The organism is Bradyrhizobium sp. Ash2021, from assembly GCF_031202265.1.
In the GTDB taxonomy this organism is placed as follows: domain Bacteria; phylum Pseudomonadota; class Alphaproteobacteria; order Rhizobiales; family Xanthobacteraceae; genus Bradyrhizobium.
Genome location: NZ_CP100604.1, coordinates 8,124,867 through 8,143,987, shown reverse-complemented (window position 1 = coordinate 8,143,987; position 19,121 = coordinate 8,124,867). Strand labels below are relative to the sequence as shown.

Below are 19,121 nucleotides of genomic sequence, written 5' to 3'. Positions count from 1 at the left end.
GGAAGCAAAGTAGCCGCTGACGCTAATGGTAGGACACGCCTAGCAACGGAAGAGGTGCCCGGCGACACGACTCAAGATTTGGGTTCATTTCCAAAATGAGCTTTTGGAGCAGCGCTGGAAGTTCTTCGAGGTAGTAATGCAAGCCCTCCGTATTTCCCTCGTAGCTGTATCGGTATCGTATGAATGCATTGCTTCCCTTGGCGAGGGCCGATGGCAGGTCGCGAGGCATCTTCAGGCCAAATTTCTCTAAATTGTCCCATTCTTCGCGCTTGCGCGCCGCAACTTCGCGATCCCAGAAACGCTGAATTCGAGCACGCGTCCCCTCGCTAAGTTGATCGAACAATTCCTTAAGATTGTGCTCACGCGGCGTATCGCCTGTCTCGATGCAAATGAGACATTTCAAGAATAGCTCGCTCGTAAGTGAGGCAAGCACGATGAGCGGTTCCACCAGGGTGATGGCGCCGTGCATATTCTCACGAGGATCGGGGCTGAGGCTACGGAGCGCCGCGAAAGCTTGATAAAAGCATTCGGCGTGCTGAAAAACTGCTTCCGCGGCAACAGGCGTTTTCGCCATCATAAACTCCAAAGCCCGCCGGAACGCCGCCCTTCGACGTCCCGGAGCTACGCTCTCCTACTTATCCCCGGTCGTGCCTATCGGCGGTAGCGACCAGAGCGTCGAGAGCTAGTTTAGCCGCGTAGCCCGCTTGTCGAAGGGCTCGCTGCGCCTTCATCTCCCCAAAAAAGCCGCTTGCACTTCGCACTGCTTCTGCGGCGCGATGGACATTCTCTCTGGCTTCTTCAGCGGTTGCACGAGCGGCGACCACCGCAGAAACACTATTGAGATGCGGGTTCTCGTCGAGGATGCGGTACGTGCTTGCAAAGGCACCATCCATGATCGGAACGGCATAGAGGTTAAAGAGCGGCATAGTGCTGATACCACCGTGTACGCGTCGGGTCGCAGCCAATACGGCCATCATGGTCCTTGAGTGCTTCTTAATCGTTAAAGCCATGCAAAACGGAATCGCAGAGATTCCAAAACGCGCGTTGTATAAATCCTAATCGGTTGATAAGGTTCTTTACAGGCCGATGGAGAGCCCTCCGACCATGCGAACCGCACCGCTCGTCACTTACATCCGCGTGTCCACGTCAGGGCAGGGCCACTCTGGGCTCGGCATTGAGGCGCAGCGGCACACACTCGCGCAATTCGCGCAAACCGAGGGCTTCGAGGTGGCCCGTGAGTTCGTAGAGGTCGAAAAAGGGAAGGGGGCAGACGCCCTGGACCGCCGGCCTCAGCTCAAGGCGGCGCTGGCTGCCGCACGGAAACTCAGGTGCCAAGTCGCTGTCGCCAAGCTGGACCGCCTGAGCCGCGACGTGCACTTCATCTCCGGGCTCATGGCTCACAAGGTGCCGTTTCTCGTCGCAGAGCTGGGGCCTGACGTTGACCCGTTTGTCCTCCACCTATTCGCCGCTCTAGCCGAGAAGGAACGGGCGCTCATCTCCACGCGGACACGTCAGGCGCTTAAGGCCGCCAAGGCTCGCGGGGTATCCCTTGGTAACCCCAAGCTCCACACGGCCCGCAAGAGCGCGGTGCAAGCCGTGAAAGCCGAGGCTGACCGCTACGCGGCGAATGTTCTGCCGATCATCCGCGAGGCCCAAAAGGCCGGTGCGAGCACGCTGCGGCAGATTGCGGATGCGTTGAATGCGCGAGGCATCCCTACGGCGCGCGGCGGGATGTGGTACGCGCAGTCAATCGCAAACATTCTTGAGCGGGCTTGACAGGGAGGGGGCGACCCGCCGCCGCCCGCTAATGGACAGCTAAGGGACTCCGGCCGGGCATGGGGCCCCTTGGGCAGGATCGAGACGGGGCCCCTTTCAAAAATCGACGGCTAAAGCCTTTGGCCTCTGCTCGGCTGAACAGGGCGGTGTGCTTCGCTGAGAGTACCGGTAGGGCACCATGGCCGGGCGGGGTGGAACGACAGGCCCCTGCATGGGCACTCTGGTACCGACGCGCCAGAGGAGCCTCAGCGGAGGCCGCTGGTGGCCTCTATGGCTGACCGCTGCAGGACTAGACATGGCGCCCGACGCACCCACGGGCTTCCTACGGGCTTCTGCGGGCATTGGAGGGCTGCCCTGTTCTGCCCAAAGCTGGGAACAGATGGCTGTGCAGTTATATGGCCGTTTCGGCTAGTGGTAACAAAACCAATTACTTAGGCAGACAACGTCGATACGCACTACAGCAAGGGAAAAGGGAAAGAAGCAATTAGCAGCTACCCACAGAGCCCCACTATGGGGGAACAGAGGTTTGTAGCTAGTCGCTGGCAATCTGCAAATCTTCTGTCTCCTCCTCCACTGTCCCCTTCCTTATTAGCTGCCCCAAAGAATGGGGGTGAGACCTCTATAGGGTAATCTCTTTAGAGCTTGCCCCCCCATTAATTCCCAACTCTGGAACCTATCCCAACATGACAGACCTTATCGGCCTGCACGGGCAATACGCCCTCGTGCCGCCGCAGACCTTCGTCGCGCGTCTAACCAACGAATGGACTACCGCCTACCACAACGTGCCCAGTGCCCCTCTAAGGGCCCTGTGGACTACCATGGCCAGCACCTACCAAGCTGCAATTCTAGACACAGCCGCTGGTGTACCGCCACGCTGGCGTATCCTGTGGCCCCCAACGGGCTCAGGGAAAACCTTGGGAGCCAAGGTGTACGCAGCGCTCCAAGCTGAGCATAACGCTGCCACAGCCCAAAAGACGCCTGTAGGCATCCTCATCGTCACCCGCCTGATTGCCCAAGCCGATGAGATGGTGGCTGCTATCAATGCCCTCGCTGGCCGTCAGGTTGCTGTGGCCGATCACAGCGAACACCGAGCAACCCACGAGCAACTCCACGCAAGCGATGTGGTGGTCATCACCCATCAGGCATACGTGACCGCCACACAGACCCTCACCAGTACACGCGCTGGCCGGTGGCACCGCCTGACGAATTGGAAGGGTGGCAAGCGTCTCCTGACCATCATCGATGAGGCTCTCTGCAACGCCATCGAGGAGAGCCAAGTAAAGATGGACCGTCTAGGCCAAGCCATAGGTTTCATTCCTCATTGCCTGCGGTCTAACTACACCGCTGAGGTGGCGGCCCTTGAGCAACTCTATGTGGCCTTGGGACATCATGCCGGTGTCAGTGCAGGCTTCGGTGGTGGAGCATGTATGGCTTGGGGCACGGATGGGGCATCAAGCAGTCCTGTCAACCTAGCCGCCTTGCGCGCCGAGATGCTCAAGCTCCCCTATGACCAGTATCTGGGCAAGATTGACGTAAAGGAGCGCAACCGCATTGCGACGCAGATAGACAAGACGCTGGAGGCTGCTGCGGCGGTGTTGGATCAGTATGCGTATTTTGCGCTGAGAGGCACAGAGCCCACACTCAACTCATCGGCGCTACTGGTGCCTTTGGATGCTCCGGGGCCTGTGGTGCTAGACGCTACCGCCCGTGAGGATTTCATTTACAAGCTTATGGAAGACCGCGCGGTGATTATCCCGACGCCTCCCGGTGTACGTGATTACAGCAGCGTCAAGCTGCACGTTGCGAGGACGGGCTCAGGGATCGGCAAGGGAGCTATGGTAGAGCGTGCAAAGACGCGCTTCCCTCGCCTTATTGACGACCTTACCAAGCGCCTTACGCCGGATCGTTCCGTGTTCTTCTGTGTCCACAAAGCGGTCGAGCACGAGCTGCCCGAGGCTGAAGATATGCCCTTCGCAAAGGTGACCAAGGCGCATTGGGGCGCTGTTGACGGCAGCAACGCCTATGCTGACTGTGATGTGGCTGTCATCTTCGGCCTGCCGTTTCGTGATGCGGTGACGTGGCCCACCAACGTCTTCTTTGCGCTCAAAGGCGTCCAAGGGGATGATTGGCTCGACAATCCAACCTGGGAAGGCCACGGTAACCTGCGTGAGCACATGGTCCGCCGTCAGCTATCAGCCTCCATCATTCAGGCGATCAATCGCATCTGCTGCCGCCACGTCACCGATGACCACGGTGGGTGCCCCCCGGCGGATGTGTTCATCGTGCTTCCTTCTGGTGAGCGGGGTGAGGACATTCTAGCTGCTATTCGCCGGGAGATGCCGGGGATACAGGTTGCGGATTGGCCATTCGAGCCGGATGGCCCCAAGGTCCACCGGCGGGGCGCAGGAACACCCCATGAGCGCTTGTTGACCTTTATGGGTAACCGGGCTCCGGGGCGTACATCAGTGACGGCGGTGGCCCGTGAGCTTGGGCTCAAGCCGGATGCCAAGAAGGACCTACAGAAGAATCTTCGTAACGAGAACCACCGGACCACCATGGCCCTCAAGGCGATTGGGGTGACCTACGCCGTCACAGGCAAGGGCAGGGGTGGAAAGAGTGAGCTGGTTAAGGAAGCAGCGTAGCTAGAATAGACAAGACAATGGCCGCATCAGGTTATCCCAGCTAAGGGAGCCCGGTGCGGCCTTTTTCCCTTATTGGCAGGTCGTGTTAGTGCCGCCGATGCCGTTGGGCATGGTGGTGCAGTGAACCATAGGCGGGTTGGCGCTCTGCATCGCTGCACCGGCCTGCTGTAGCCTCTGCCCAAACTCGTGGAGGCGTGCTTGCCGGTTCGCTTCTTCTGCAACGGCTAGCTGTTGATCTTGCAGATACAGGCTTTCGAGACACTTGCTGTAATCTGGCGTTCCTAGCCTATAGCCAAAGGAGGCACATTGTTTCTCCCGGTTGGCTTGTGCCATCTGCCTTCGGGCGGCCATCTCTTCCTGAGAGACGCACGCCGAGAGTGCGAGACCGGCAAGGATCAGCGCCACAATTGCTTTCCGTTCCATGGCATTCCTTATTTTTCTTTGGTGTTGTCGCCTGTACGCTTCGCTGCCCCCAGTTGGAGACGCGACACGTCCGGCGAGTGGTTACAAGTTCAATCTAGCTTGTAGCGCGGGAATTTCTTGAGAGCTTCGGCCATGGCCACCGCAGTCGGCGGGCCATATTTCCGCCCCTCGGTCGCTTGCGTGTGCCCTGTGATGGCGTCGTTCATTTTCTCCGCCATCCCAATTTCATCACCGATCCTCTTGAAGAGGTGGCGCCAGGCATGATTAGGGCTGAGTTCGGGATCATCAACACCCAATCCACGAACCCATGTTCCCAAGTGAGCGCGAGCAGTGTCGGCGCGAGAACGCGACGGCTTCAAAGGGTCATTGCTTTTCTTCTGTGGCGTCTTGTCATTGTAGAACAGCGCCCCCTTCCCAACCTGCTGCACCATTGCAATGAAGCCCTGAGCAATCAGGTGTTCATGGATTGGCACAACGCGCGGCTTGCCTGTCTTGACCGTGCCCGCCTCGGGCGTCAGCTTCATCACATAGAAGCCATTGCGGTCTTCAATGTCGCCGCCCCGCAACTGGGTGATTTCACCTGACCGCGCTCCCGAGTACGCGCACAGCCATGGCACCCAGCGGCGCGTCCTCTCGGTTGGCGTGTCCGGCTTTTGATACGCAAGGCTGGATTTCAGAATGATGCTGGCCTCTGCGGCGGTGAAGCTGCGGCCGTCCTCGCGCATCTGCATCTTGCGGGGAACGTCAACCTTGACTTCCTTGAAGGGATTTTGGCGAACGCGCTTGTGCTCGCGCGCCCAACTAAACACTCGACGCGAGGCTGAAAGCCAAATCTCCCGGACAGTGATCGCCGCACGCTTCGCTGTTATTAGACCATGCACCCACTTGCGCGCAGCGTCCTCGGTGATCCCATCCGCCCCCACCTCGGCAAACTCACGTTGCATTTCGAGGAATACGGCTCGCCAGCGTGCCACCGTATTGGGTGCGGGCGTTGTTGCAGTAACGAAAGCCTCGAACAATTCCCAGCAGCTCACGCCTGAGCCGCGCACGGGTCCATCCGTGAACTGTGGAAAGCTTTCAGGGGTGTCATCGCGTGAGTAGTCGCCATTCGCGCGCCTCTCCAGCAACATTATGGCGAGCAGGAGATTGTCGCTAACAGCATCGACAAAGAGCGCATAGGCGGTGGCATTCAGCGCCATACCCTCGCTGGCAAGAAATGTTGCCACACGCGCCAACTCGGCAACCTGCGGCCTCACTGCTTCCCGAACCTCTGGCTCCTTTTGCCATTCCCAGTGAGGATCGGTCTTGGGGTTCTCGTGGTAGCTTTCGGGCGCTTCGGGGTAGATCACGTTCCACACGAGGTGGTCGCTCATCTGGTGCCAACGCTTGGCTGGTCCGGGCTCGTTCTCATGCTGCCCGACGAACCACGTGTACCACCGGCCAGCTAGTGCGATTGCGTTGAGCTTGGTGAGCGGTTGGCCTTCACCGTTACTCTGAGCACGCAACGTGGCGATGCGCGTTTCAACGTCGGCTATCCACTCCGCGCACCGCGTCTTTGCCTCGTGGTGCGGGGTGTCCCTTGGCAGTCTCAGATGGGCTTCCCTGCGAACGCCAAAGAGCCGAGCGTATGGGTCGCGCACGTCTTCCGGGATGCCCTTGCGGGCGAACCAACTGCCGTCTTTCGCTCGAACTAACGCGACCATCCGCAATGCCATTTGTATGCGCCTTTTGTATTTAGCGCGGGCAAATACGTCAGGTCTATCAGTACGTTGCTGAAACCACAGGGGATTTTCTTGTTGTGGTACAGTTGGGTGGGCTCGAACCACCGACCTCCTGTTCCACAGACAAATTTTTAAGCCGACATAGCCAGACAGATACAGACGGCCTTTCAACCGTTAACTATCTCTCCTATCGCTATTTTCTGGGAGTGTCTTGCCTTGTCCTGAGACACGGGGTAACAATCCAAGACAGGCTAGAACGCTACCCTGCCGTTACCCCAAGGATCTTCCTGTCATGGCCGCGACGAACGCAAAAGCCCGCTATATCTCGACTGTCACGCAAGTTGAGAACCTCAAGCCGCGGGAGGAACGGTACGAGGTCGCGGATGCGAACTTGCGTAGGAATCGCCTTGTCGTCTTCCCTTCGGGCGCCAAGTCATGGGTGCACCGATATCGTTTCGGTGGCCGGACCCGAAAGCTGACGCTTGATTGTGGTGCCACCGATCTGGCCCGCGCCCGGGAGCTAGGCGCAGCCGCCATGAAGGCCGTTTCAGCCAAGATCGATCCGGCGGCGGAGAAACAGGAAAAAAAACACGCTCCGGCTGACATCACAGTGGACGGCTTGGTGACGCTTTACCTGGACCGGCATGTCTACAAACGGAACCAGAAGGGAGTTGCTGCAGGGCGGGTCCGGAAAAAGGCGCCACTCCGCAGTGGTTCCGAGATCGAGCGAATCCTGCGCAAGGAACTCAAGCCTTTTCGCAACCGGTTGGCCGCTGAAGGCGTCTCCGCGTTTGAGGCGAAGAAGCTCATCGATGACGTGGCCGAACGGGGACACGTGATGCGAAACAGAACCCTGACCAACTGCAAGGCGCTGTACGCCTTCGGCATGAGCGAAAGGCTGGTTCGCTCGTCGCCCTTCGCCGGCCTCAAGCTGACCGACGAGGATACTCGAGAGCGCGTGCTATCTACCAAGGAACTGCGGGCGGTCTGGACCGCCGCAGGAAAGCTCGGGCACCCATACACAGGTATGATCCGCTTGCTGATCCTGACCGGCCAGCGCCTGAACGAAATCGCGGGCCTCCGCTGGGCGGAGATCGACCTTGCGAAGCGGCAAATCGAGCTGCCCGGCACGCGAACGAAGAACGGGCGGCCCCATATCGTGGCCCTCAGCGACGCTGCGGCCGAGATCCTGGAGAGCGCACCCAAGGTCGGGAGCGATGAAGGGCTAGTCCTTACCGTGACCGGTGCGCGCCTCAACGGGTGGTCAAAGATGCGCAAGCGCCTCGCCGAGGCCACCACCGCAGCTCTCGACGGTGTCGAGCCGGCGCATTGGACGCTCCACGACATCCGACGGACCTTCGCGACGCGCATGGCAGAGGATCTCAAGGTTTCACCTCATGTCGTCGACAAGATCCTCAACCATTCCAGCGGCGTCGTGAGGGGGGTGGCAGCGATCTATAACCGCGCTGAGCTTCTTAACGAGCGCAGCGCTGCACTGGGGGCTTGGGGCCGGTACGTTGACGAACTGGTCGATGGCTCACCCTCCAACGTCGTCGCCTTGCGGGGGTGACGATGAAGAAAACGGAACGAAAGCGATCGCCGGCTACCGACGTCCGGCTCGATCTGCAAGACTTCATTCGGTTTTTAAGAGAAACCGGCGAGAAATCGCTCGAAGTTAAATTCGATCTCCCCGAGCGAGAAGCGCTGCAGCACGCGGTGCAGGAGCTAGACCCGGCCACCAAATCTCTGATCGGCGTTATCGAAAGGTCCGGCATTCCCGATGAAGCACGCGAGGTCGCCATGCACAATCTGTGGAGCGCCTTGGCGAGTGCCTACATGATCGGATCTGAGGGAACGATCTCAGACAACACCGAAGTCGCCATAGCTAACAAGCGCACGGATAAGATGCGCGGGGCAAAGAGCAAGCGTCAGCAGGACAACCCAGAAAACAAGATCATTTGGGAAGCGGCACTTCGGAATCGCGCTGCTGGCGAGAGCCGCCTTTATAAGGCAGCGGATGTTGTCGTCAACGAAGCATTGCCTGTCCTTCGGGCGCGCGGGTGCGAGCTCACAGATAAGGCGGTGCGCGGAAGGGCCGTTCGAATGCTCAAAAAGCTCGCTCTTCAGGAGCGAGCATAGCGTTTTCGCTCGTTCTTCAAGAGCGAGCACTGCCTCCGATGACAAGAAGACCGCTTGGACATAGCGATAGCGCACTTCAACTCGAAGAGCGCTAACGACGGACATTAGCGCTCTTAGCCAGAAAGGAGCGCAATCAATGTCTCTTATTCCTGACGCCAAAGTTGCTCAGCGCTACGGAGTTGTGCTGCGCACATTGGCCCGCTGGGACGCAAACCCAAACTTGGGTTTCCCGACGGCAGTTTTCATTAACTCGCGCAAGTACCGCCGCTCCGAAGAGCTTGACGCCTTCGATCGTGCCCGCGCTGTCGCCTCGCAGCCGCCGAGTGCCGGCGCGACCACGGAGGCCACGTAATAGTCATGGCCTGCAAAAGCAAAGGGGAGCGGCGGCGGCAACCGACACTCCCCGTCAGCAAGTCTACGTGGTGGCAAGGGGTCAAGGATGGCCGCTTCCCAAGGCCGGTGAAGCTTGGTGCCAAGACCACCGCATGGCGAAGCTACCCGCGCCGGATGACGAGATGCGCGCAGCCGGTCTGGATGGGCGCTTTTTCATGAGTGTGGGCAATCACGAGGTGTGGGCCGACCCAAAGATTGAGGGCGTTCTTTCGGCTGTGCCGTATCTGAAAAAATTCGGCGTCACGCCGGAAAACCTCATCTACAAATTTGACTTCAAGGGCACCCGCTTCATCTATCTCTGGAGTGGCAAGTACGATTACCGTTCGCCGTCGCTGTGGGACGCTGATCGGCCAAAATATGCCGAGCAGATGACCCAGCTTCAAAAGTGGATGGACGAGGCGAAGGCCAATGGCATTCGGAAGGCGTTTATCGTCTTCCATTATCCCGTGTTTGCGCGGTCAGGCTTAGGCCCGATCCCGGCTCCCGATAACCCGCACAAGGTGATTGCGTCGTATGCCAAGGACATGGAGGTGGTCGTATTGAACGGGCACGTCCACACCACGGAAATCTACGACGTAGATGGGATAAAGTATCTGATGTTGGGCGGTGGGGGCGCAGAACAAGACCCAATCCTGCCGGGGCGAACCAGCATCAAGGTGCCCGCTGACTATCCGCAGGACCTTTACTGGAAGGGCCAGCCTCCGCAAGAGGAGTACAACTACGTGCTGGTGGACGTTGAACCCGGCCAGAAGACGAAATTCACCCTCAATCGCTTCCGGCCGTGGTCGGCAGAGCCATTCGGGACTGAGGAACTCTTCAGGTGAGCAGGATGCCGGTGTTTACGGGAGTGAGGTTCTGGCGACAGCTATTCTGATCATTCACGGTTTGGTCGCGGTCGCACTGCTTGGCGCGATAACACACCAGACTTTAGCGGCATGGGGATCGGCGGACGCGCGGCCCGGCTCGTTCTTTGGCCGCTTTCGTTCCATACCGTCGGCCTCGTTCGCCAACGCCGTGGTAGTCCTGTATGCCGTTTCCACGCTGCTGGGTGGGATCATTTACCTTTATTTCCGTGTGGATGTCAGGCCCGAATTAGAGCGTGCGGGTCACTGGCATGTCCTCGGCTTCTTCGACCTCAAGGAACATTTCGCAGCAATCGGGTTGGCGTTGCTGCCCGCCTACTGGGTTTGCTGGCGACGGCCGCTTGCCAACGAACCTGCTCAGACGCGCACGGCGCTCACCTCGATACTTGCCTTCATCGTTTGGTGGGGCTTTCTGTCCGGTCACGTCGCTAACAACATCATGGGTTTCGGCTCATGACGTCCTCAACCCCATTCAGACGCTTTGCATTCGCGTTCGGGACCGCGTTTGCTTTCCTCTACGTGGTCGCACTCGCCAAGGACCTTGCTCTCTTCACCGTTTTCCCGTCGCTCGGCATCGTGCTCGCGGGTACGCATCACTCACGAGACGTGGCCGACCCTGCGTTGGGGTTTCTTGCTCCAGCGATTTATTGGTACGGGTGGGCTGCGACGGCCGCACTCGGGGCATTGATGGTTGGCCTTGTTGCTGCGTCGTTCCGCGGAGGCTCGGCGCGATACGTTTGGTTGGGTTGGGTGTGGGTAATTCCTACGCTCTCGATGATCGCTTGCGTCTATCTCACCCTGCCTTGGTTTCGTCTTTAGCTGTCGATTGTTCGCGCTTCACTCGAATACAAAAGCCTGCTACAAAAGCAAATAACTAGCGGGCAAATAAGCTAGGTTTATCAGTGGCTTGTCTGATCGGCGGCGGTTCCCACCCAACTGTACCACGCCCCACATCGCTGATTCTGCGCGCGGCATAGCCCTGTGGCCCCAATGTCTACCGCTGTTTGGTCTAGCCCTGCTTGCCAAGCCCCCGGCATTCACCCACAATTCCCGAAATCGCGCTTCGGGGGGATTCGTGACGATGGTCCGGTTCGGGAGTTTCCAGTTCGCTTCGATGCTCGCTGTGGCGCTCGCGGTTGCGATGTGGCCGGCTGCGGGCCAGGCCTATACGCCCGAACAGCAGCAAGCCTGCTCTGGCGATGCGATGCAGCTGTGCGGCGAGTTTGTTCCCGACGTCGACCGCATCACCGCCTGCATGATCCGGAAAAAATCCCAGCTCTCGCCGGGCTGCCGGGTCTACTTCAGGCCCGACCCTGAGCCGGTTGCGGCCGCGCCGGCCGGCCGGCCGATGGCCATCAAACCGGTCATGGCGCGAAAGAAGCCTGCCAGCACCACGCCGCGCAAGCCCAAGAAGCCGGCAAAACCCGCGGCGACCTGAGCGCGGCGCACCGTTTCAAGTACCTGGTCGCGCGACAGACTGCCGCCTTGCGGCGGCCGCGCGCGTCGACATCTCTCCCGGACGTGGAGAGTGAGATGCGCGAAGATCATCAGGCAGAACTCGACCGGCATTTTGCCTGGTTCGAGGGCAGGTTGCCGCCGCGGCCGGCCAGACTAGTCGGCTGGTTGCGCAAGCCGTCGTCGCGCTACGCCCGGATTCCGCTCGCGATTCTGTTGATCGTCGGCGGCGTTTTCAGCTTTTTGCCGGTGCTCGGACTCTGGATGTTGCCGCTCGGACTCCTTTTGTTCGCGCAGGACGTCCCGGTGTTGCAGCAGCCGATGGCGCGAATGCTCGGATGGGTTGAACGCAAATGGATCGCGCGCCAGCGTGCGAAAAGCGCGCAGTGACTCAATCGCCGTTCAATTGCCGTTCAATCGCCCGGCCAACTCCATCTCCGGTTGTGTTGCGGCGCAAGGTGTGACTCAAAAAGCAGCCTTGGCGGCTAATCCGTGGCTTCTTCGCGATTGCCAGTAAATTTTTCTTTCACGAATCAGCGCGCTGATTCATTTTCGTCTCCTGGGGTCAATCTGGAGGCCAAGGTATGAACGTCATTGTTTTCGCTTCGCGTAAAGGGGGCTCGGGAAAAAGTACCCTGGCTGCTCATCTCGCTGCGCATGTCCACAAGGCGACGAAACCCTGTTTGATGATCGACGCCGATCCGCAGGGTTCGCTGACCCTGTGGCACAAATTGCGTGGCACCAACGAACCGCCGATCAAGGCTGCTGTGAATTCCGTCAGCGGAATCATCGCCGCCGCCAAGCGCGACGGTATTGAATGGGTGTTCATCGACACGCCGCCGAATCTGTCGGCTGTCGTCGACGACGCCATCAAGAACGCCACGATGGTGATCATTCCGGCGCGGCCGGGCGTGTTCGACGTCAACGCGGTGCAGGAAACCATTCAGATATGCCGCACGGTGCGCAAGCCCTATGCGGTCGTGATCAACGGCGCACCTGCGCAACGGGACGGCGTCGAAAGCCGGATCGTCACCATCGCGCGCGAAGCACTGACAAAATTCCGTGCGCCGGTGTGGAGCGGCCAGATCACCAACCGCGCCGATCTTTTGATGGCGCTCGGCAACGGCGAAGGCGCCCGCGAATATTACGCGGAAGGCCGGGCCGCCGCCGAGATCGGAAGGCTCTGGGCTGCGATCGAACGTTCGATCAAGGCGATCCGTGGTACCGCGTCGGCGTCCGGCGCCATGCACAAGCAGGCGGCGTAACAACGCCGTATCTTCTGGATAAACTAAAAGACGCGCGGGCTCCGCGCGTTTTTCTATTATGTTTTTGCGCAGAACTATCGCCTCGTCATTGCGAGGAGCCACCGGGTCCTACCTTCGGCGGGCCCGATGATAAACTCCGCGACGACTTGTCCGCCGTAGCTCGCGAGCGAAGGCGGAAGCAATCCATTCCACCGTTCGCGGTGCTATGGATTGCTTCGCTTGCGCTCGCAATGACGGCTGATGGCCTTCACGCCACCATCAGCACGTAGAACACGATGACCGGCGACAGGGTAAGGATCACCGACCAGATCCCGACCGCCCAAAGCACGTCCTCGGTAGTAAAGCCCCGTTGGTCAGGGATAGTATTGTTTTCGAAGTTCACGACGCCCCCGCGTTTTTTCGCTGTTGTGGCGACCTTGATACGCGACCGGTTTTAAAAACCCGGTCGCGATTTCGCTCGCATTTGACCACAGGTGCTACCGCGGATTAACCACGGCATCCTCCACATCAGGCGATCAGCAGGCGATAGGTCATGACCGGCACGAAGCCGATCAGCATCGCCCACAGCGCAAACGACGACACCAAAAGGACGTCGTGCATCCGCTGGGCGCGCTCGCAGGTCGGAAATTTCGGATTGTGTGTGATTTCGGTATTCATTGGCTTCCCCCCGTTTTTTATGAGGGGATATCAATAAGCCTAAAATTCTAAAGTCACGCTCGCAGCTTCCTGCGACTTTGAAGTGTTGCGGTCGGCGATTGTTAACCAGCTTCGCTGCGGCTGGCGTGTTCCTTTCGCCCCGCCTGCGGGGAGAGGTCGGATTTTACGCGCAGCGAAAAATCCGGGTGAGGGGGACTCTCCGCACATTCGGTATTCGCGGGGGCAGCCCCTCACCCCAACCCTCTCCCCGTGAAGAACGGGGAGAGGGAGTAATGACTAAGCGCGGCGCAACAGCTGCGGTGTGCGCCGCCCGATCTCCCGATCGAGCCGGGCCGCCAGTTCGGCGCCCACTTCCACCATCGGCAGGCGGACCTCGGCGCTGTCGATCAGCCCGGTCCGCGCCAGCCAGTATTTTGCGGGCGCCGGGCTCGGCTCGGCGAACAACAGGTTTGTGAGTTCGGAAATGCTTTGCCAACGCGCCAGCGCGGCATCGCGGTCACCCTGCTTCAGCAAGGTCCGCACCGATGCGAAAAGCTCCGTCTCGATATGCGCCGACAACAGGATCGCGCCGTCGGCGCCGTCGGTGAGCGCGTCGAAATATTGCGCGTCCTCGCCGGTCAGCACGCGGAAGCCGGATGGCCGGCGGCGCAGGAACTCGATCGATTGCCCGCGGTCGGCGCTGCAATCCTTGATGCCGATGATGTTTGGATGTTCCGCCAGTTGCAGCAGCGTCTCGTTGCTGAGATTGACCGCAGTCCGGTAGGGGATGTTGTAGAGCACGATCGGCCATGCGGCGTGGTCGGCGAGCGCATTGAAATGCTGCACCAGACCGCGCTGCGACGGCCGCGTGTAATAGGGGCTCGCGATCAGATAGCCGTCGATCGGCCACGCCGCCGTCTCGTCCAGCGCATCGCGCAGCTTCTGTGTGCTGGCGCCCGACAGGCCAAGACAGATCGGCAGGGTGGGCCTCGCCTCGGCGAGTTCGGACCGCACCGTCCCTACGAGCTGCTCGAGTTCGTCGATCCCGAGCGTCATGCCCTCGCCCGAGGTGGCCGCGAGGATCAACCCATCGACAGGGCCGTCGGCGTAATGCCGGACCAGCCGGCGCAATGACGGCTCATCGAGTTCGCCGTCGCGAAACGGCGTGACGAGGGGCAGCCACAGGCCCTGAAATCGGGTTTGAAGGCAAATCCTTGGTTGGTCGGTCATTGGTCGTCTCCTTGAGGAGTGAGCCGGAGACGGGACCAATAAAAACCCCGTCCAGACGGCGGGGTTTTCGGGATCGGGTTATGAGCGAAAAGTTTATCGCGCGCGTCGATCTCGGATCCCCAGGAGGGGACCTTTTTTCGACGACGTTGCGGTGCACGAATTCGTGATCATGTGACGATGATGCTGGTGCGGCGCACGCTTGTCAATCCGTGCACCGGCGATGACGAGCGAGCAAAAAAAAGCCGGGCCCAAAAGAGCCCGGCTTAAGGTATTGGCCACGTGAGGCCGACACAATCACCTTCCAAGAGGGATTACTGAGCTTCCGCGCCGCTGGAGGAGGGGGACATATGCGCGACGCGAACGCTCAGCGTGCAAGCACTATGATCCCCATCGGCGGCTTGCATCAACCGTCCGAGCCGCATGTCAGTCATGCGGAGTCCCGGGGGCGGTATAAGAACCGCTAATCCGGAAGCGGGATGACGAAGTCACCCGCTCCTAGGAGGGCCAGCGCTGCGCCTTGCTCACCACGAAATCGCGGAACACCTGCACCCGCGCCACCGTCTTCAGCTCTTCCGGATAGACGAAATAGGTGTCGAGCTGGATCGAGTCGGACTCGCCGAACAGCTGCACCAGGCGGTTGTTTTCCTCAACCAGATAATCCGGCAGTGCTGCGATGCCGAGCCCCTGCTGGCAGGCGCGCACCAGGCCCAGGATGTTGTTGACCTTGAAATAGGCCTCGCGCGGACCCGAGCCGTTGCGGCCGGCTTCGATCAGCCAGTTGCGGTTCTGCAGATGAGGCTGCACCTGCGCATCGCCGAGCATGATGATGCGATGCGAGTCGAGGTCGTCGAGCGTGCGCGGCGTGCCGAAGCGCTTGATGTATTCCGGCGAGCAATAGGCATGGAAGCCGATCGAGAACAGTTTTCTCTGGATCAGGTCCGGCTGGGTCGGCTTGCGGGTGCGGATCGCGACGTCGGCCTCACGCATCGACAGGTCGAGATCCTCGTCGGTCACGATCAGCGAGATCCTTATATCCGGATAAAGCGCGGTGAATTCGTCGAGCCGCGGAATCAGCCAGTTGATGCCGAGCGCCGGCGGTGTGGTGATCTTGAGGTCGCCGCTCGGCCGTTCGCGGCTGTCGGTGAGCTTGGCGCGGGCCGCCTGCAGCTGCATGAAAACGTCATGCGCGGTGCGAAACAGCAAATCGCCCTGTTCGGTGAGGATCAGGCCGCGGGCGTGGCGGTGGAACAGCGAGACCGAGAGCTCCTGCTCCAGCGCGCTCACCTGCCGCGAGACCGCCGATTGGGAAAGCCCAAGCTGCTCGCCGGCATGGGTGAAGCTTCCCGCCTCCGCCGCCGCGTGAAAAACTTTCAGCTTGTCCCAATCCATGTCTGTAAATCCGTCCCGAGTGCGCGCCATGATTATTCCGCCGCCGCGCGATCGCTCGCGCGCAAAGCCAGGAAGCGTTCGGCCTCCAGCGCCGCCATGCAGCCAAGGCCGGCGGCCGTGACCGCCTGCCGGTAGGTTTCGTCCGCGACGTCGCCGGCCGCGAATACGCCGGGCACCGAAGTCGCGGTCGAGTTCGGTGCCACCTCGACATAGCCGGATGGTTTCAGCTTGATCTGGCCTTTGACGAGGTCGGTCGCGGGCGCGTGGCCGATCGCGATGAAGACGCCGTCGGCCGGCACTTGCGTCACCGCGCCGGTCTTGACGTTTTTCAGGCGGACATGGGTGACCTTGCCCGGATTTTCAGTGCCGCAGATTTCGTCGATCGCCGAGTCCCAGACCACCTTGATCTTCGGGTTTTTGAACAGGCGATCCTGCAGGATGCGCTCGGCGCGGAAATGATCGCGGCGATGCACGATGGTCACGTGCGAGGCGAAGTTGGTGAGGAACAGCGCTTCCTCGACCGCGGTGTTGCCGCCGCCGACCACGATCACTTCCTTGCCGCGGTAGAAGAAGCCGTCGCAGGTCGCGCAGGCCGAGACGCCAAAGCCCTTGAATTTCTCTTCCGACGGCGTGCCGAGCCAGCGCGCCTGCGCGCCGGTGGCCAGCACCACGGTCTCGGCGAGATACACATCGCCGCTGTCGCAGGTCAGGCGGAATGGCCGCTGCGACAGCTCAAGCTTGGTGACGAGATCGGTCACGAGCTTGGTGCCGACATGCGCCGCCTGCTTCTCCATCTGCTCCATCAGCCACGGACCCTGGATCACATCCGCAAAACCCGGATAGTTCTCGACGTCGGTGGTGATGGTGAGCTGGCCGCCGGGCTGGATGCCCTGAATCAGGATCGGCTCCAGCATCGCCCGCGCCGCGTAGATCGCTGCGGTGTAACCGGCCGGGCCGGAACCGATAATGACGACCTTGGCATGAACAGGCGCGGACATAGGCAGATCTCTTTCTTCGGGGACTTTGGTCAGGACTTGTGCGGGAAGCGCCCGGAAAGGCATCGCGGCGGCGCCAAAAGTGTCAAATCCAAGTCTATGACATCTGGGAAGCTATGCAAGAATTGCAATCCATATCGGCGAATTTTCCCCGGAACTGCGCAAAATTGCGCGCTGCACGCGCAATAAAATTGCGCAAGCCGCACCGCCTGCGCTAAGAGAGTTACCACAGCGAAACTCTCTGCGCCCAAGGAACCGGACCCGCGTGTCGAAGAATCTTGACGAAATCGACCTCAAAATCCTCGCCGAAATCCAGGCCGATGGCCGAATCACCAACGTCGAACTGGCCAAACGCGTCGGCATTTCGCCGCCGCCCTGCCTGCGCCGGGTGCGGACGCTGGAGGAGGAGGGCTATATCCTGGGTTACCGCGGGCTGCTCGACCCGCGCCGGCTCGGTTTCGACGTCACGGTGTTCGCCTCGGTGCACCTGTCCAGCCAGGCGGAAGCCGATCTCCGCGCCTTCGAGGAATTCGTGCGCGCCGAGCCCCTGGTGCGGGAATGCTGGATGCTGTCGGGGGAAGTGGATTTCATTCTGAAATGCGTGGCGCCGGACATGGCGACGTTCCAGGATTTCGTCACGCACCTGACCGCGGCGCCGCATGTGCGCAATGTCCGGACATCGCTGGTGCTGCACAATTCGAAATATGAAGCCGCGGTGCCGCTCGACCTGAAGGTGGCGGGCTGATGTGTCGGTCGTTCCGGAGCGATACGTAGCATCGAACCTCAGATGCGCAATTGCGCATCGGGGATCCTCGAGATTCCGGGTCTGGTGCTTACGCACCATCCCGAAATGACGGTAACTCTCTTCAGCTCTTCTTCCGCATCTCATCGACGCTGATCGGCCCGGGGCCCGACGTCGCCAGATAGAGACAGGCGAAGCAGAACAGGATCGCCGCGGTGCCGCCGTTGATGACCGGATAAAAGCTCTTCGGAAAATGACCGAGGAAATAGGCGAACGCCATTTCACCTGACAGAATGAACGCGACCGGACGCGTAAAGAGACCGAGCATCAGCAGGGCGCCCAAAATCAACTCGATGGCGCCGGCAGCTCCGATCAATGACATCAGTTCAACTTTTGCAAACGGCGAATCCGGCGGGAATTTCAGAAGCTTCGCGACGCCGTACTGAAACAGCAGCAGCCCGGCGATGAAACGGAACAGGCTGAGCGCCGTCGGTTGCCACTTCGAGAACATCTGGTCCATGTCATTTTCCCCCTTGTTTGACACGATAATCTAGCACTACCGCGTTACACGGTCTTCGTCACCGGCGTGTGATATCAACACCTGTGAAATCAAATCATTCCGAACACGCACGCCCCGCTGCCGTTCCGCGCGATTGCAACGCAACAAGATGCGCCTCTGCGGCGCTGTTTTTCATCCCCGGCGAAACCCAACACGCGCTCATGATGAGCCTCACGCAACACCTGCCGGCAACGCCCGCGCCGGCAAACGATCGCAGCTACGCAACCATCTCACTTAGTTATAAATCATAATCATTATGCGGCGTCACCTATTATGAATCCGGCCGCGCCTCCACTCACAATCCTGTCAGCGCTGTGTGATCGGCGGTGCTCCGTCAAGTGCAACAAAAAAAGCCGCGTGCAAGACGCGGCTTTTTCGAACAGGTAACCCGCAAGTAACTAGCGCCACTCGACCTTGGTGATCTCGTAGGCCTTGGCGCCGCCGGGGGCCACGACTTCCACGGTTGCGCCTTTCTTTTTGCCGATCAGGGCGCGGGCCAGCGGCGAGGTGATGGAGATGCGGCCTTTCTTGGCGTCGGCCTCGGGTTCGCCGACGATCTGCCACACCGCCTTCTTCTCGGTGTCCTCGTCGACCAGCGTGACGGTGGCGCCGAATTTCACGGTGTCGCCGGAGAGTTTCGAGATGTCGATGATGTCGGCGCGCGCGAGCTTGTCTTCCAGCTCGGCGATGCGGCCTTCATTGTGCGACTGCTCTTCCTTGGCGGCGTGATATTCCGCGTTCTCCGAGAGGTCGCCATGCGAGCGCGCCTCGGCGATATGCTCGATGATGCGCGGACGGTCCTCCGACTGGCGCTTCTTCAACTCGACCTCCAGGGCGGCATAGCCGCCAGCGGTCATCGGAACCTTTTCCATCATATCTTCTGTCCTTCGGTC

22 protein-coding genes and 1 tRNA gene are annotated in these 19,121 nt (G+C 60.1%); 11 read left to right on the top strand and 12 right to left on the bottom strand.

Annotated elements, in window-relative coordinates; all coding sequences use genetic code 11:
- Positions 1-22: 22 nt before the first annotated feature.
- Positions 23-574 carry a hypothetical protein gene (locus NL528_RS39260; protein WP_309179687.1) on the bottom strand — a complete coding sequence of 184 codons (552 nt, stop codon included), beginning with the start codon at positions 572-574 and terminating at the stop codon, positions 23-25.
- Positions 575-635: 61 nt separating this feature from the next.
- Complete coding sequence (locus NL528_RS39255) at positions 636-977, bottom strand: hypothetical protein (protein WP_309179686.1); 342 nt, start codon at positions 975-977, stop codon at positions 636-638.
- 127 nt (positions 978-1,104) lie between these two features.
- On the opposite strand from NL528_RS39255, the gene NL528_RS39250 reads away from it, so the two are divergent.
- Both NL528_RS39250 and NL528_RS39245 read left to right on the top strand, forming a co-directional pair.
- A complete protein-coding gene (locus tag NL528_RS39250) occupies positions 1,105-1,776 on the top strand; it encodes a recombinase family protein (RefSeq protein WP_309179685.1) in 672 nt (223 codons plus the stop codon).
- A gap of 926 nt (positions 1,777-2,702) precedes the next feature.
- On the top strand, positions 2,703-4,418 hold the full coding sequence (locus NL528_RS39245) for a hypothetical protein (protein ID WP_309179684.1): 1,716 nt from the start codon (positions 2,703-2,705) through the stop codon (positions 4,416-4,418).
- A 69-nt stretch (positions 4,419-4,487) separates the two neighbouring features.
- Here NL528_RS39245 and NL528_RS39240 read toward each other — a convergent pair whose 3' ends face one another.
- The 3 genes from NL528_RS39240 to NL528_RS39230 all read right to left on the bottom strand — a co-directional run bounded on the left by NL528_RS39240 (position 4,488) and on the right by NL528_RS39230 (position 6,737).
- On the bottom strand, positions 4,488-4,841 hold the full coding sequence (locus tag NL528_RS39240; protein WP_309179683.1) for a hypothetical protein: 354 nt from the start codon (positions 4,839-4,841) through the stop codon (positions 4,488-4,490).
- An 89-nt stretch (positions 4,842-4,930) separates the two neighbouring features.
- A complete protein-coding gene (locus tag NL528_RS39235) occupies positions 4,931-6,556 on the bottom strand; it encodes a hypothetical protein (protein WP_309179682.1) in 1,626 nt (541 codons plus the stop codon).
- Positions 6,557-6,640: 84 nt separating this feature from the next.
- Positions 6,641-6,737 (bottom strand) — tRNA-OTHER (locus NL528_RS39230).
- Positions 6,738-6,854: 117 nt separating this feature from the next.
- Between NL528_RS39230 and NL528_RS39225 the strand changes: the two genes are divergently transcribed.
- From NL528_RS39225 to NL528_RS39190, 8 genes are all read left to right on the top strand, one after another.
- Positions 6,855-8,132, top strand: a complete 1,278-nt coding sequence (locus NL528_RS39225; protein ID WP_309179681.1) for a tyrosine-type recombinase/integrase — start codon at positions 6,855-6,857, stop codon at positions 8,130-8,132.
- A gap of 2 nt (positions 8,133-8,134) precedes the next feature.
- Positions 8,135-8,701 (top strand): hypothetical protein, encoded by a 567-nt coding sequence (locus tag NL528_RS39220; RefSeq protein ID WP_309179680.1) that lies wholly within the window; start codon positions 8,135-8,137, stop codon positions 8,699-8,701.
- Positions 8,702-9,058: 357 nt separating this feature from the next.
- The gene (locus tag NL528_RS39215; RefSeq protein WP_309179679.1) at positions 9,059-9,253 is read left to right on the top strand and encodes an AlpA family phage regulatory protein; all 195 of its coding nucleotides are present in this window, start codon (positions 9,059-9,061) and stop codon (positions 9,251-9,253) included.
- Entirely contained in the window at positions 9,187-9,918 is a 732-nt protein-coding gene (locus tag NL528_RS39210) for a hypothetical protein (protein ID WP_309179678.1), read from the top strand. Before NL528_RS39215 ends, NL528_RS39210 begins: the two co-directional genes overlap by 67 nt.
- Positions 9,919-9,979: 61 nt before the next feature.
- Positions 9,980-10,414 (top strand): hypothetical protein, encoded by a 435-nt coding sequence (locus tag NL528_RS39205; protein WP_309179677.1) that lies wholly within the window; start codon positions 9,980-9,982, stop codon positions 10,412-10,414.
- Positions 10,415-11,038: 624 nt separating this feature from the next.
- Positions 11,039-11,395 (top strand): hypothetical protein, encoded by a 357-nt coding sequence (locus NL528_RS39200; RefSeq protein WP_309185189.1) that lies wholly within the window; start codon positions 11,039-11,041, stop codon positions 11,393-11,395.
- A gap of 95 nt (positions 11,396-11,490) precedes the next feature.
- A complete protein-coding gene (locus tag NL528_RS39195) occupies positions 11,491-11,802 on the top strand; it encodes a hypothetical protein (protein ID WP_309179676.1) in 312 nt (103 codons plus the stop codon).
- Positions 11,803-11,996: 194 nt separating this feature from the next.
- A complete protein-coding gene (locus tag NL528_RS39190; RefSeq protein ID WP_309179675.1) occupies positions 11,997-12,677 on the top strand; it encodes a ParA family protein in 681 nt (226 codons plus the stop codon).
- 247 nt (positions 12,678-12,924) lie between these two features.
- Here the strand turns inward: NL528_RS39190 and NL528_RS39185 are convergent, their stop codons facing one another.
- The 5 genes from NL528_RS39185 to trxB form a co-directional block, all read right to left on the bottom strand.
- The gene (locus NL528_RS39185; RefSeq protein WP_309179674.1) at positions 12,925-13,059 is read right to left on the bottom strand and encodes a hypothetical protein; all 135 of its coding nucleotides are present in this window, start codon (positions 13,057-13,059) and stop codon (positions 12,925-12,927) included.
- A 125-nt stretch (positions 13,060-13,184) separates the two neighbouring features.
- Entirely contained in the window at positions 13,185-13,334 is a 150-nt protein-coding gene (locus NL528_RS39180) for a hypothetical protein (protein ID WP_309179673.1), read from the bottom strand.
- Between the two features lie 276 nt (positions 13,335-13,610).
- Positions 13,611-14,543, bottom strand: coding sequence for a 4-hydroxy-tetrahydrodipicolinate synthase (gene dapA, locus NL528_RS39175; RefSeq protein WP_309179671.1), 933 nt, complete (start codon positions 14,541-14,543; stop codon positions 13,611-13,613).
- Positions 14,544-15,038: 495 nt separating this feature from the next.
- Entirely contained in the window at positions 15,039-15,962 is a 924-nt protein-coding gene (locus tag NL528_RS39170) for a LysR family transcriptional regulator (RefSeq protein WP_074273276.1), read from the bottom strand.
- Between the two features lie 2 nt (positions 15,963-15,964).
- Positions 15,965-16,930: a thioredoxin-disulfide reductase gene (trxB, locus tag NL528_RS39165; protein WP_309179670.1), complete on the bottom strand. Its 966-nt coding sequence runs from the start codon at positions 16,928-16,930 to the stop codon at positions 15,965-15,967.
- A gap of 262 nt (positions 16,931-17,192) precedes the next feature.
- On the opposite strand from trxB, the gene NL528_RS39160 reads away from it, so the two are divergent.
- Positions 17,193-17,672: an Lrp/AsnC family transcriptional regulator gene (locus NL528_RS39160; RefSeq protein WP_074273277.1), complete on the top strand. Its 480-nt coding sequence runs from the start codon at positions 17,193-17,195 to the stop codon at positions 17,670-17,672.
- A gap of 121 nt (positions 17,673-17,793) precedes the next feature.
- Here NL528_RS39160 and NL528_RS39155 read toward each other — a convergent pair whose 3' ends face one another.
- Together NL528_RS39155 and greA are read right to left on the bottom strand one after the other, a co-directional pair.
- On the bottom strand, positions 17,794-18,189 hold the full coding sequence (locus NL528_RS39155; RefSeq protein ID WP_309179669.1) for a DoxX family protein: 396 nt from the start codon (positions 18,187-18,189) through the stop codon (positions 17,794-17,796).
- Positions 18,190-18,626: 437 nt separating this feature from the next.
- Positions 18,627-19,100 (bottom strand): transcription elongation factor GreA, encoded by a 474-nt coding sequence (gene greA / locus NL528_RS39150; RefSeq protein ID WP_309185188.1) that lies wholly within the window; start codon positions 19,098-19,100, stop codon positions 18,627-18,629.
- Positions 19,101-19,121: the final 21 nt, after the last annotated feature.

Excerpts from the sequence above, each read along its gene's own strand:
- NL528_RS39180 (WP_309179673.1), bottom strand. The coding sequence starts at position 13,334 with ATGAATACCGAAATCACACACAATCCGAAATTTCCGACCTGCGAGCGC.
- NL528_RS39225 (WP_309179681.1), top strand. The coding sequence starts at position 6,855 with ATGGCCGCGACGAACGCAAAAGCCCGCTATATCTCGACTGTCACGCAA.
- NL528_RS39155 (WP_309179669.1), bottom strand. The coding sequence starts at position 18,189 with ATGGACCAGATGTTCTCGAAGTGGCAACCGACGGCGCTCAGCCTGTTC.
- NL528_RS39260 (WP_309179687.1), bottom strand. The coding sequence starts at position 574 with ATGGCGAAAACGCCTGTTGCCGCGGAAGCAGTTTTTCAGCACGCCGAA.
- NL528_RS39215 (WP_309179679.1), top strand. The coding sequence starts at position 9,059 with ATGGCCTGCAAAAGCAAAGGGGAGCGGCGGCGGCAACCGACACTCCCC.
- NL528_RS39200 (WP_309185189.1), top strand. The coding sequence starts at position 11,039 with ATGGTCCGGTTCGGGAGTTTCCAGTTCGCTTCGATGCTCGCTGTGGCG.
- dapA (WP_309179671.1), bottom strand. The coding sequence starts at position 14,543 with ATGACCGACCAACCAAGGATTTGCCTTCAAACCCGATTTCAGGGCCTG.
- trxB (WP_309179670.1), bottom strand. The coding sequence starts at position 16,930 with ATGTCCGCGCCTGTTCATGCCAAGGTCGTCATTATCGGTTCCGGCCCG.
- greA (WP_309185188.1), bottom strand. The coding sequence starts at position 19,100 with ATGGAAAAGGTTCCGATGACCGCTGGCGGCTATGCCGCCCTGGAGGTC.
- NL528_RS39240 (WP_309179683.1), bottom strand. The coding sequence starts at position 4,841 with ATGGAACGGAAAGCAATTGTGGCGCTGATCCTTGCCGGTCTCGCACTC.
- NL528_RS39255 (WP_309179686.1), bottom strand. The coding sequence starts at position 977 with ATGATGGCCGTATTGGCTGCGACCCGACGCGTACACGGTGGTATCAGC.
- NL528_RS39210 (WP_309179678.1), top strand. The coding sequence starts at position 9,187 with ATGGCGAAGCTACCCGCGCCGGATGACGAGATGCGCGCAGCCGGTCTG.
- NL528_RS39250 (WP_309179685.1), top strand. The coding sequence starts at position 1,105 with ATGCGAACCGCACCGCTCGTCACTTACATCCGCGTGTCCACGTCAGGG.
- NL528_RS39220 (WP_309179680.1), top strand. The coding sequence starts at position 8,135 with ATGAAGAAAACGGAACGAAAGCGATCGCCGGCTACCGACGTCCGGCTC.
- NL528_RS39190 (WP_309179675.1), top strand. The coding sequence starts at position 11,997 with ATGAACGTCATTGTTTTCGCTTCGCGTAAAGGGGGCTCGGGAAAAAGT.
- NL528_RS39235 (WP_309179682.1), bottom strand. The coding sequence starts at position 6,556 with ATGGCATTGCGGATGGTCGCGTTAGTTCGAGCGAAAGACGGCAGTTGG.
- NL528_RS39170 (WP_074273276.1), bottom strand. The coding sequence starts at position 15,962 with ATGGCGCGCACTCGGGACGGATTTACAGACATGGATTGGGACAAGCTG.
- NL528_RS39195 (WP_309179676.1), top strand. The coding sequence starts at position 11,491 with ATGCGCGAAGATCATCAGGCAGAACTCGACCGGCATTTTGCCTGGTTC.